We start from the raw sequence: 11,525 nt of genomic DNA, 5'->3' as shown, positions 1-11,525 counted from the left end.
AGGTTTTATTAATGAATGGAGGAATTTTTAAGCTTCGCGAACACGGAACGACTTTCGCGAAGGAATTGTCTGCGGGTGTGGCCGGCTTTTTAACAGTCATCTACATTATTGCCGTAAACGGGCTCATTTTGTCAGAAGCGGGCATGCCATTTGAAGCAGCCGCAGCGGCAACCATTGTATCGGCCGCGACCGGGTGTTTGATTATGGCGCTGTGGGCGAATGCACCGATCATAATTGTACCAGGCATGGGCATCAATGTGATGTTCACTTATACATTTGTGAACGAAATGGGCATGACGTGGCAGCAGGCGCTTGGTGTCACTGTCGTTTCCGGTCTATTGTTTGCGGTGGTCACACTGACACCAATCGCCGGAAAACTAAATGACATTGTGCCCGCGTCGCTTAAAGAAGCGATCACAATTGGCCTCGGGCTATTTCTTATCGTGATCGGTTTGGAAAAATCCGGGCTTTCGTGGGCTGCGCTTATCACGTTCGTGCTTGCAATCGTATTATTTTGGCGAAAAGTGCCGGGCACCTTTATCTGGATCATTTTAGCCGGTACCGGCATCGCCTGGCTGTTTGGCACATTACCGGAGATCTCACGTCATGTTGGCATGAGCAGCTATGCATCGGTATTTGGCGCCTGGACCGTTAAAGGGGTTTCGCCAGTCGTGTTCATTTCGGCGGTATTTTCGTTAACGATGGTGCTGCTGTTTGAAAACATCGGCCTCGTGCACGGCCACTTGAATTTGGCTGAGCAGCCGCAGAAATTCAAGCGGGCCATTCAGTCTAATGCATTTGCGGTCATCGCATCCGGCATGGCCGGATCAAGTGCTAATGTGTCGGCCGTTGAAAGCGCGGCGCCAATCGCTTCTGGCGGACGGACCGGTCTTGTACCGCTTGTTGCCGGACTTTTATTTCCGCTTGCGTTTGTCGCGGCGCCGTATTTAAATATGGTGCCAGGCTCTGCTGTTGCGCCGATCTTAATTATTATCGGCGTGCTGATGACAATGAACATCCGCCGGCTGTCTTTTTCTGACTGGACCGAATCGATTCCAGCACTTGCCATTATCGCGATCATTCCGCTTACATCGAGCATCGCAGACGGCATTGCGGCCGGTTTCATTTTATACCCGATCTTAAAAATGACCCGCGGGCGATTTCGCGAAGTACCCGTTCCGATGTACATCATCGCGGTGCTGTTCCTGATGAATACAATGATTCACTAAAAATCCGCCTCTTGGGGCGGTTTTTTTATTTTCGCAGGACCCGGATTAAATTTCACACCAAGAATTCATAAAATCGCACGACCCTTCCAAGAAGTCGCACCACCCCATATAAATCTGCTATACTGAAAAAAATAAACTTGCTGTGAAAGAGGGATTCAGGTTGGAGATTCAGTTTATTAAGGGCCACGGGTCAGGAAATGATTTTATTTTAATTGATGAGTGGACGAACAGGTACACATTCACCGAAGAAAACCGCCGTGATTTGTCATTGGCGCTTTGTGACCGTGAAACAGGCATCGGTGCGGATGGCATTGTGTTTGTCATGGAAAGCAGTCATTCGGACGCAAAAATGCGCATTTTTAACAGTGATGGCTCAGAAGCATCGATGTGCGGCAACGGCCTTCGTCTGCACGGCCGGTATGTACTGGACAAACTCGGAAGAAATGAGATTGTTGTTGAGACAAATAAAGCAGACCTTTATGTGAAACGGGACGGCGATATTTATGACGGTGTACCGGCGTATCGCGTGGAAATTTCACCCGTTTTGTTCGATCTTGCCGACTTGCCGATGACGATTGGAAAAGAACGCTTGTTTAATGAAATCGTTCCGGCATTATCTGATTCAATCCCATTTTCAGCAGTCGCCGTACCGAATCCACACTTAATTGCAGTCGGCAGCCGGGAACTAATTGCCTCAAATGAGCAAAAACAGATTGCGGCAATGCTGAACGAAAAAAATGACATTACGCCGGATGGAGTCAATGTCAGCTTCGTTCATCCAATCGAAAAAGGCACGCTGTATGTCCGGACGTTTGAACGCGGCGTCGGCTTTACAAATGCGTGCGGTACAGCGATGTCCGCTTCGACATTGACGACCTGCCAACTCGGCTTAAACGACTATGAAACACCAATTGACGTATACAATAACGGCGGAAAAGTCCGCTGTGAAGTGCATCAGCATGCAGCGGGCCGCTACTCGATTGATTTGATCGGGAACGGCACATATATGTTTGAAGGCACAATTAGCGTAGAGCTTGGTACACCGCATCGTTTTACTGTCCACAACCAACAGGCGTTTGCGGAACAGAACGCGTATGAGCGGCTGCTCGAAGAAGCGGAATCATATTTGGCTGCGCATGTTTTTTAATCCAGGAGTGACTCCTGGATTTTTTTTAATGATGAAGGGTATAAAGAAGGATGATAAAAAGAAAGGAAGATTACGATTGAATATAAAGAAGTGGCGCCCATACGTTTATTATGGCTCTCTCGCCGTATTTCTTATTCTCTTTACATGGGGGTTTTTTGAAGTCGTCGATGCACTTCAGGAAAATGAAGTAGCGGCTTTCGACGCCACAATAATTAAAGAAGTGCAATCGTGGGTGAATGAAGGCCGCACCGCTCGGATGGTCTTTATGACTGAGCTTGCTTCGGTGATATTTTTAACGATTGCGACTGGGTTGATTGCGCTGTTTCTTGTTATCCGCAGACGGTACGGATGGGCGTTGTTTTTTGTCCTTGTCAATGGGCTTGGCGGAGTGTTTAACGGCTTTTTAAAAGAGCTGTTTAAACGCCAGCGTCCGGACATTTTGCCATTAATTGAGCAAGGCGGTTATAGTTTTCCAAGCGGGCATTCAATGGGCTCGTTTATTTTTTATGGCGCCCTGTCCTTTATGCTTTTTCGTTTATTAAAAGAAAAATGGAAAAAAATGATCGCTGCGGTGCTTGCCGGCTGCATGATCCTCCTTGTCGGACTGACCCGGATTTATCTTGGTGTTCATTACCCCAGTGATGTGATCGCCGGGTTTTCCATTGGCGCTGCCTGGCTGTTTTTTTGGATTATGTTGTTTCATTTCAGTGAATACCGGATCAATCGGCGGCTTTCTCGATAATGAGAAAGCCGTTTTTTTGTCTGTTTAAGCCGATTTCCCGGCAGATTGGGCCGATTTTTCGGCTTAATGAAAGAAAAACAACTAATTAATAGCGTTTTCAAAGTTGGCACAGTCCTTGCAATATAATAAGTGAACAACCACATTTAAAGGAGGAAAAAAATAATGAAAGCAGCAGTCATAAACGAATTTAATCAGCAGTTAGAAGTGAAGGATGTACCAAAACCGACAGCGGGACGCGGCGAAATTTTAGTGAAAATCGAAGCATGCGGTGTCTGTCATACTGATTTGCATGCAGCACACGGCGACTGGCCGGTAAAGCCAAAGCTGCCGCTTATTCCGGGTCATGAAGGTGTCGGAATCATTGAAGAGATTGGAGAAGGGGTCTCGTCCTTAAAAGTAGGTGACCGTGTTGGGGTGCAGTGGTTATTTTCCGCCTGCGGCGAGTGTGAATATTGCCTGCAGGGACAGGAAACACTTTGCCCGAACCAGGAAAATGGCGGCTACTCGGTAGACGGAGGTTATGCGGAATATTGGGTGGCACCGGCTGATTATGTGGCGAGAATTCCAGACGGCCTTGATCCGGTTGAAGTCGCACCGATTTTATGCGCAGGCGTGACGACGTATAAAGCACTGAAAGTTTCAGGTGCCAAACCAGGTGATTGGGTCGCGATCTACGGCATTGGCGGACTTGGCCATATCGCGCTTCAATATGCCAAAGCAATGGGTTTTAATGTTGTGGCGGTTGATATTGCGGATGAAAAGCTGGAGCTTGCGAAAAGCTTGGGCGCAGATGAAGCAGTGAATGGGATGAATGAAGATCCGGCAGATGCAATTCAGGGAAAATTAGGTGGCGTTCAGGCGGCAATCAGTGTGGCAGTCACCAAAAAAGCGTTTGAACAGGCGTATCGTTCCGTGAAACGCGGCGGAACACTGGTCGTGGTTGGTCTTCCAAACGCTGAACTGCCAATCCCGATTTTCAATACGGTTTTAAACGGCGTATCTGTTAAAGGCTCAATTGTCGGGACACGTCTGGATATGAAAGAAGCACTCGATTTTGCGGCACGCGGTAAAGTAAAAGCGCAAGTCGAAACCGCTCCGCTTGACGACATTAACAATATATTCGACAAAATGGAAAAAGGAAAAATTAATGGTCGAATTGTGCTCACCATGTAAGACAAATGAGTTGACATTCAGTTCAGAAGACGTTATTTTGGAAATGTAAGCGTTTTATATAACGGATTTCCAACATTCAAAGGGGGAAAGGGTATATGATTTACGCAAATCCAGGGCAAGAAGAATCAAAAGTTACGTTTAAGAAAAAATATGATAATTTTATTAATGGAAAATGGACCGCACCAGTCGGCGGCCAATATTTTGAAAACGTCACACCGGTGACGGGCGAAGTGTTTTGTGAAGTGGCCCGATCACAGGCGGAAGATATTGAACTCGCACTTGACGCGGCACATGCGGCAAAAGACGAATGGGGCAAAACGTCGGTCGCCCAGCGTGCCAACATTTTAAATAAAATTGCCGATCGAATTGAAGAAAATTTAGAACTGCTCGCGGTAGCAGAAACGTGGGACAACGGGAAAGCAGTTCGTGAAACACTCAATGCCGATTTACCTCTTGCAATCGACCACTTCCGTTATTTTGCCGGGGCGATTCGGGCGCAGGAAGGCTCGCTGTCACAGATTGATGATGACACAGTTGCTTATCATTTCCACGAACCGCTTGGCGTAGTCGGGCAAATTATTCCGTGGAACTTCCCGATTTTAATGGGCGTATGGAAGCTTGCGCCGGCGCTTGCGGCAGGAAACTGCGTTGTATTAAAACCAGCTGAACAGACTCCAGCGTCGATTTTGGTCTTAATGGAACTCATTGAAGACCTGCTGCCGCCGGGTGTTGTTAACATCGTCAACGGATTCGGTCTTGAAGCAGGAAAGCCGCTTGCATCAAACAAACGCATTGCGAAAATCGCTTTCACGGGTGAAACAACAACGGGTCGACTGATCATGCAGTACGCGTCGCAAAACTTAATTCCGGTCACGCTTGAACTCGGAGGAAAATCACCGAATATTTTCTTCGACGATATTATGGAAGAAGACGATGCATTTTTAAACAAAGCGGTGGAAGGATTTGTCATGTTCGCGCTTAACCAGGGTGAAGTGTGTACATGCCCATCTCGCGCGCTCGTTCATGAAAACATTTACGACAAATTTATGGAGCGTGTCATTGAGCGTGTCAATGCAATCAAAACAGGCAATCCGCTTGATACAGACACAATGATGGGCGCGCAGGCGTCGAATGAACAAATGGAAAAAATCTTGTCCTACCTGGATATTGGTAAACAAGAAGGCGCCGAATGCCTGGCCGGTGGTGAGAAAAATACGGTCGAAGGGTTTGAAAACGGTTATTACATTAAGCCAACTATTTTTAAAGGTCATAATAAAATGCGTATTTTCCAGGAAGAAATTTTTGGACCGGTTGTTTCTGTTACAACTTTTAAAGATGAAGCGGAAGCGCTTGAAATTGCAAACGATACACTTTACGGTCTCGGATCCGGTGTCTGGTCGCGCCATCAAAACAGAGCATACCGGTTCGGCCGCAACATTAAAGCGGGCCGTGTTTGGACAAACTGCTACCACCAGTATCCGGCACACGCAGCGTTCGGCGGCTACAAAATGTCCGGGATCGGACGCGAAAATCATCTCATGATGCTGAATCATTACCAGCAGACGAAAAACCTGCTTGTCAGCTATTCAGAAGATGCTCTTGGATTCTTTTGATCAATGATTGCGCTGCCGCGTTATGCGGCGGCGCTATTTTCATAGGGAGGTGGAAAATATGACAGAGCGGGTGACGGCTACTCAAGTTGCCTTAGATTTAATCGGAAAGCTGAAAGAAAAACATGGACCGCTCATGTTTCACCAATCAGGCGGCTGCTGTGACGGCAGTGCGCCGATGTGCTACCCGGACGGCGAATTTATGACTGGTGATTCAGACAAGCTGCTCGGTGAAATCGGAGGCGTCAAGTTTTACATTAGCGATGCCCAGTACGAATACTGGAAGCATACACAGCTCATTATTGATGTCGTTGACGGACGCGGCGGCATGTTTTCACTCGAAGGACCCGAAGGAAAACGCTTTTTAACAAGGTCCCGTGTTTTTACGGACGAAGAGCGGCAGGAACTGAATCAATAAACGAAAATTCTTCCAAATGAATGGAAGACTTTTATGTTTCATTTAAATAATAGCGGATTTTCCGCTTGGAAATACCGAGCTTTTCAGCTGCCTGTTCGCGGCTGCCGGCCGTTTCTTTCAATGTTTTTTTGATAAACGCTTCCACGGCCGTTTTTACTGTACTGTAGCCGGTCATCACGACGGCTTTACAGGACGGTGCTCTTTTTTTCAATTCCTTTAAAAGATTAAGGCCATTCCGGTCTGGCAGCCGTACGTCTAAAAAAGCGGCATCGAATTGATCGATGCGATCAAGATCATCAAATGCGCGGCCACTATCAATATAGGCTACATTCATTTTTTTAAGTTGAAAAAGCCGGGTTAAAAAACGGCTGATTTCCTGTTCGTCATCCACAATTAATATATGTGCCATGTATTCACATCCTTTTCCATATAGGAAGGGCCAGCGTAAATGTGCTTTCTTTTCCGATATCACTCGTTACAGTTAATGTGCCGCCATGTGATTCGGCGATGCCCAAGCTTACCGACAAACCAAGACCGGTGCCATTGTGTGCTGATTTGGTAGTGAAAAACGGATGGAAAGTATCGTCTATTTGGTCTGGGGATATCCCAGACCCGTTATCTGTGATATGTAAATACACATGATGCTTGTCGGCTTCCGATTCCACTAATAGACCCCAGGAAACAGGAAGCCTTTCAAAAAGAGCTCAACATGATAAAAAAAACGCGACAGACGAGTTAGTCTTTCTCTATGAAGACGAAAGTCATATCCGGGATGACCAGGCTTTGCGCTCCACATGGAGTCTTAAAGGCAGACAAAAACAGATCCCCACTTACGGCCACCACGCGTCTGTCAGCTTGTTTGGCTGTGTGAACGTCCAAAATGGCGAGTTCTTCTGCATGGAGAAAGAGCCGTGCAGTGCGCAGACGTTTCTGGCGTTTCTCCGTTATATTCCAGGGATGCATAAAGACCGGCATATCGTCATGATCCCAGGCAATGCCCGGATTCATCATGCCAGGCTCTTAAAACCCTTTTTAGAGGAGAACAAACACTGCCTCGCGCTGCTTTTTCTGCCTCCATATTCTCCGCAGCTTAACGCCGTTGAGCGTATGTGGGGCTGGCTGAAAGGAAGCGTCATCATCAACCGGTTCCATGCCACCCAGAAAGATATCCGTGCATCCGTCCGTTCGTTCATGGAATAGTTGGACACTTGCCCGGAGAACGTCCTCCAGCGAATTGGTTCGTTAGCTATGTTGAAAGATTAAGTTGTACTTATATAGGAAAGTACCGCCTACACGTTTTCCTGATGCGGTAGCAGTTTCATATTATCGGAATGTTAAAAGGCTGATAGACGAACTGGGAAAGGTTACGCTGAGGGTGTTTGATGAAAGCATCCGTCCGCAGATCAAAGAGTACCGCAATCGGGCAGATGGTCAAATCTATTCAATTGATGGCCCGCTTGATGTGATCCGGCAGGCTATTGAGGTCATAAAAGGCTTATCACTTGGTATTTTTACTGCTGATAATATCCTGAACACTGCTTCTAACTTTGTAAATGGCGTAAACAATTTCAATAAAAAGAACAGGCAGGATCAAGGGCGAGTAAAAGGCATTGATCCTACACAGTTTGAACCGTGGCTTGATGAGTTTATGTGAACGTCCATAGCGGAGAATGTCAGCTATATCAGCACAATTCGGGATGAATACTTTCCGAAAATCGAATCCATCATCTATCAAGGCGTAAAGAATGGTACCAGTGAAAAAGAGATTCGGGATCAGCTGGTACAGCGCACTGGTATGTCGGAGAAGCGGGCGAAGTTTATTGCCCGGGATCAGACAGGCTCCATTCTTGGCCAAATGACTGCCAAGCGGCATAAGGCAATGGGCGTCAGCAAATTCAAGTGGAGCACATCAAACGATGAAAAGGTACGTGATTCGCACGACAAGCTGGAAGGACAGGTATTTGAATATGCCAATCCACCGGCTGTTGGGTTGCCGGGTACTGATTACAATTGCCGCTGTACTGCTAATCCCGTTTTTGATGATGATTAAAGGCCTTAGGTAAAATGATTCTGACAGTCGTGCCTTCACCAAGTTGACTGTTAACTTCTATCGTGCCGTCATGGTTTTCTATAATTCGTTTACACATCATAAGCCCTAATCCTGTCCCTTTTTCTTTTGTTGTGTAAAAAGGTTCAAATAGTCTTTTTTGTCTCTCTGGTAAAATCCCGCTCCCTTTATCGGTAAGTTCTATTAAGAAGCTATTGTCATTTACATTTTTAAGCGAAATGACTATTTTTTGGGTAGGATCAGTAGTTGCTTCAATTGAGTTTTGTATTAGGTTCATTAGAACTTGTGTTAACTGATTAGGGTCACACTGAGCAGTAAATATAGAATCAGAACTAATAAATTCGATAAAGTTTAGACCTTTTAGGTTTGCTTGGGGTTTCATAAATTCTATAACTCGGGAGACCAAAGCCTTCATGTCTGTATTTATAATTTCCATGGTTTCTTTAGGTTTAGCTATAAACATAAATTGATTAACGATGGTATTAATTTGACTTAATTCATGAAGCACTATCTTAAGATATTCGTTTGTTGTTTCGTCATTTGAACGTTCCTGAATCATCTTGATAAAACCTGTTACAGACGTTAACGGATTTCGAATTTCATGGGCAATTCCAGCTGCTAATTCACCAATTAGTGAAAGTTTTTCTAATTCTTGAATTTTAGTGACATCTTTCCAGTAATCTGTAATATCGATAGCCGTACCAACCACTTCAACAATTTGCGAATCGATAATTAACGGAGTTAACGAAGCAAGGTAATGGTATCCGTTCGCGCCTCCTTCATAGTTAACCAAATTACCGTTCCAGGCTGTTTCATAAAAACAATGTTTCTGATTTGCCTGATCTTTAGGTGAAAAGTCGTGCAAAGTTTTACCAATAATATATGCAGGAGAAAGCCCTATTTTTTCTAGAAAATCACCTTCAGCGAACGTATGGATAAAATCGTTATCTTTCTTTATAAATTTAAACACAAACCCATTTTGTCTTGGGATAAAATGCTTGTAATCAACTTGATTGTTATTAATATTCTGATTACTTTCATTGTTGTAATGATCCATGCATAACATCCTCTATTTATATTAATGGTTAATAAATTCAATTCATCATAATCGATAAAATATCTTTAGATTATACAATACATTTCGCTATGTTTCCTTTATATGACTATATTTTGTATTGAAAAATGTCACAAGACCGAGAATCGGTCTTTTTTTATTGCCTGAAAGGGGGTGAGAACATTGTGAAGGTACAGCGATATGACAAAATGCTGATTACGGACTCCATGCTGAAAAAGGATTCATATGGCTTTTTAACCGTGACAGCACCTATCACACGGCCAGGGGTTTTCCCTTACCAAAGGCAAGATGGAACCATCCAATATGAAGCGAAATTGCCAGACGATAAGGTTAACGTTCCTTATGAATTAGAAATTAACAATACAGCTAATAATCAATTTACTCAAATACCTATCCAGCTGAAGGGTGGCCAATCATACACCATCACAATCAAAACAACAGGGGTTTCCGTGGCTTTAGTGGTTTGGCGTAATCCGAATACTAACGTAGTTGACGCCAGTAGATACGGACACGCGGCAGGAGAAGGAGAATTAAAAGTTAGTTTCACAGCAGATCCGACCGCAACTGTCGTATATGTAATTTTGTGTATTTCGGCAGGAGTGGCACAAAAAGCGACTTTCTCGAATCCGATGCTCACACTAGGATCTACAGCAAAACCATTCGTCCCGCGCAATCCATCGATGTTGCTTGCACCAACAAAATTAGGTGCAATCGGAACGGCGAAAGATTTGCTGTTTAAGCAGGATGGCGTGTGGAAGCGGCGCAAAGCGGTTGAAAAGGATATTGTATTGGATGGTAGTTTGGCATGGAATTGGAGCGCGGATTTTGAAGGTTATAAGAGAATTACTCGCCAATGGGCAGATGCCAAACCGTATGTTTATGTAACAATGAGTAAACATGACGGAAAAATATTGAAAAATGTTGGAGTTGGCGCGAATACGCAAGGAGATCAATGTTTCAATGATGGGGGATTTATCAACATGACCATCCTCGATGTTGACACAGGATTTGGCGAAAATTACGTGCCGTCATCCGCTGAAATAAAAGCCTTTTTCAACGGTTGGAGAAAGACAGCTTATGCCGCAACGAATCCCTCTGCGGATCCGGGCTTAGCAGTCAGTGGAACAGGTGGAACATTGCCGGCCGGAACGTATTACGTGAAATACACATGGTGACACCAGCGGGAGAAACAATGGCATCGGCAGCGACAAGCATTGCGGTGGCGGCCGGCCAGCAACTTGACGTCACATTGCCGGCGTTTCCGTCGGGTGTTACCAGCGCTAATGTTTATATCAGCGCAACAAGCGGATCAGAAACAAAGCAGGGGAATACCACAACAGGCTCATTCACGAAGTCAAACGCATTGGCAGCAGGAACAGCATTGCCGGCAGCTAACACAACAGCGGATCAATGGAAAAGCGTTGTGGATGGCACGACAGTTCCGACAACAAACACGATTGCATTTGTATCAGCGAATTTGGCCCCGAACTATACGCCGTATAAACTTTCGTATGTTTTAGCAACGCCTGTTGTCGAAACCGTCAATGTTGAAGGTGACATTGTAGCAAACGGACCAACTCAAATTGAAGTGACAGCCGGGGCGATTGTAAGGGAGAAAGTGACACCGGTATTAAGTAATGGCGCTTATGGAATCAATGATTTAACAAGATCCGGTAGTAATTTTAAAAATAGAGCAGAAAAATTAATTGAGATTTACAAGGGGAACAGTCCGGATTTGCAAAAATGGACTATTGCAACGACAGGTTCCCCGAACGGGAAGGTTCGGGCATTCATATCCCAAGCTGATTTTGATACATTCATTGATTACTATGTGACGTACCTAGCATTTGACCGCCAATCGCTCACAATCAACCCGCTAGACGTTGACACATCCTTCTTTTCTTTTTCTATGCGCATGTGATCGGCTCCTTTACTTATAGAAGATAGTTGGCTTTCCCAGAATAGTAAAGTCGCGTTTTTTTAGATTTTTTTACATTCAATTACTACTAATCAAAAATATGTTCTCAAATCACACAAATTTAGGGTCTTGCGTTTTCAAACCT

The 11,525-nt window shown here is 45.0% G+C and carries 14 protein-coding genes; 11 read left to right on the top strand and 3 right to left on the bottom strand.

The genetic code is table 11. The features are described 5' to 3' along the window. The first annotated feature begins 11 nt into the window (after positions 1–11). From VQ00_RS14870 to VQ00_RS14845, 6 genes are all read left to right on the top strand, one after another. Complete coding sequence (locus tag VQ00_RS14870; protein ID WP_046180915.1) at positions 12–1,229, top strand: NCS2 family permease; 1,218 nt, start codon at positions 12–14, stop codon at positions 1,227–1,229. 160 nt (positions 1,230–1,389) lie between these two features. Further along, entirely contained in the window at positions 1,390–2,376 is a 987-nt protein-coding gene (gene dapF / locus VQ00_RS14865; protein ID WP_046180914.1) for a diaminopimelate epimerase, read from the top strand. Between the two features lie 76 nt (positions 2,377–2,452). Beyond that, the gene (locus tag VQ00_RS14860) at positions 2,453–3,118 is read left to right on the top strand and encodes a phosphatase PAP2 family protein (RefSeq protein WP_052728578.1); all 666 of its coding nucleotides are present in this window, start codon (positions 2,453–2,455) and stop codon (positions 3,116–3,118) included. 162 nt (positions 3,119–3,280) lie between these two features. After that, complete coding sequence (gene adhP, locus VQ00_RS14855; protein WP_046180913.1) at positions 3,281–4,291, top strand: alcohol dehydrogenase AdhP; 1,011 nt, start codon at positions 3,281–3,283, stop codon at positions 4,289–4,291. A gap of 95 nt (positions 4,292–4,386) precedes the next feature. Then, positions 4,387–5,904 (top strand): aldehyde dehydrogenase, encoded by a 1,518-nt coding sequence (gene adh / locus VQ00_RS14850; protein WP_046180912.1) that lies wholly within the window; start codon positions 4,387–4,389, stop codon positions 5,902–5,904. Between the two features lie 58 nt (positions 5,905–5,962). Next, positions 5,963–6,319: a DUF779 domain-containing protein gene (locus VQ00_RS14845; RefSeq protein WP_046180911.1), complete on the top strand. Its 357-nt coding sequence runs from the start codon at positions 5,963–5,965 to the stop codon at positions 6,317–6,319. A gap of 31 nt (positions 6,320–6,350) precedes the next feature. Here VQ00_RS14845 and VQ00_RS14840 read toward each other — a convergent pair whose 3' ends face one another. Both VQ00_RS14840 and VQ00_RS14835 read right to left on the bottom strand, forming a co-directional pair. Next, a complete protein-coding gene (locus tag VQ00_RS14840; RefSeq protein ID WP_046180910.1) occupies positions 6,351–6,728 on the bottom strand; it encodes a response regulator in 378 nt (125 codons plus the stop codon). 4 nt (positions 6,729–6,732) lie between these two features. Beyond that, positions 6,733–6,984 carry a sensor histidine kinase gene (locus VQ00_RS14835; protein WP_046180909.1) on the bottom strand — a complete coding sequence of 84 codons (252 nt, stop codon included), beginning with the start codon at positions 6,982–6,984 and terminating at the stop codon, positions 6,733–6,735. Between VQ00_RS14835 and VQ00_RS14830 the strand changes: the two genes are divergently transcribed. From VQ00_RS14830 to VQ00_RS14820, 3 genes are all read left to right on the top strand, one after another. Next, entirely contained in the window at positions 6,965–7,519 is a 555-nt protein-coding gene (locus tag VQ00_RS14830; protein ID WP_156154082.1) for an IS630 family transposase, read from the top strand. The genes VQ00_RS14835 and VQ00_RS14830 overlap by 20 nt on opposite strands. A 175-nt stretch (positions 7,520–7,694) precedes the next feature. Continuing rightward, a complete protein-coding gene (locus VQ00_RS14825; protein ID WP_046180908.1) occupies positions 7,695–7,973 on the top strand; it encodes a hypothetical protein in 279 nt (92 codons plus the stop codon). A gap of 6 nt (positions 7,974–7,979) precedes the next feature. Next, positions 7,980–8,369: a minor capsid protein gene (locus VQ00_RS14820; RefSeq protein WP_046180907.1), complete on the top strand. Its 390-nt coding sequence runs from the start codon at positions 7,980–7,982 to the stop codon at positions 8,367–8,369. Here the strand turns inward: VQ00_RS14820 and VQ00_RS14815 are convergent. Then, positions 8,344–9,444, bottom strand: a complete 1,101-nt coding sequence (locus tag VQ00_RS14815; protein WP_052728575.1) for an ATP-binding protein — start codon at positions 9,442–9,444, stop codon at positions 8,344–8,346. The genes VQ00_RS14820 and VQ00_RS14815 overlap by 26 nt on opposite strands. Before the next feature lie 182 nt (positions 9,445–9,626). On the opposite strand from VQ00_RS14815, the gene VQ00_RS14810 reads away from it, so the two are divergent. Beyond that, a complete protein-coding gene (locus tag VQ00_RS14810) occupies positions 9,627–10,637 on the top strand; it encodes a hypothetical protein (protein WP_046180906.1) in 1,011 nt (336 codons plus the stop codon). Then, positions 10,631–11,383 (top strand): hypothetical protein, encoded by a 753-nt coding sequence (locus VQ00_RS14805; RefSeq protein WP_046180905.1) that lies wholly within the window; start codon positions 10,631–10,633, stop codon positions 11,381–11,383. The genes VQ00_RS14810 and VQ00_RS14805 overlap by 7 nt, the downstream gene beginning before the upstream one ends. Positions 11,384–11,525 lie beyond the last annotated feature (142 nt).

The organism is Domibacillus tundrae (genome assembly GCF_000970675.1).
Classification (GTDB): domain Bacteria; phylum Bacillota; class Bacilli; order Bacillales; family Domibacillaceae; genus Domibacillus; species Domibacillus tundrae.
This window is presented reverse-complemented; position numbering and strand designations above follow the sequence as displayed.

Excerpts from the sequence above, each read along its gene's own strand:
- VQ00_RS14870 (WP_046180915.1), top strand. The coding sequence starts at position 12 with ATGAATGGAGGAATTTTTAAGCTTCGCGAACACGGAACGACTTTCGCG.
- adhP (WP_046180913.1), top strand. The coding sequence starts at position 3,281 with ATGAAAGCAGCAGTCATAAACGAATTTAATCAGCAGTTAGAAGTGAAG.
- adh (WP_046180912.1), top strand. The coding sequence starts at position 4,387 with ATGATTTACGCAAATCCAGGGCAAGAAGAATCAAAAGTTACGTTTAAG.
- VQ00_RS14845 (WP_046180911.1), top strand. The coding sequence starts at position 5,963 with ATGACAGAGCGGGTGACGGCTACTCAAGTTGCCTTAGATTTAATCGGA.
- VQ00_RS14840 (WP_046180910.1), bottom strand. The coding sequence starts at position 6,728 with ATGGCACATATATTAATTGTGGATGACGAACAGGAAATCAGCCGTTTT.
- VQ00_RS14815 (WP_052728575.1), bottom strand. The coding sequence starts at position 9,444 with ATGGATCATTACAACAATGAAAGTAATCAGAATATTAATAACAATCAA.
- VQ00_RS14805 (WP_046180905.1), top strand. The coding sequence starts at position 10,631 with ATGGTGACACCAGCGGGAGAAACAATGGCATCGGCAGCGACAAGCATT.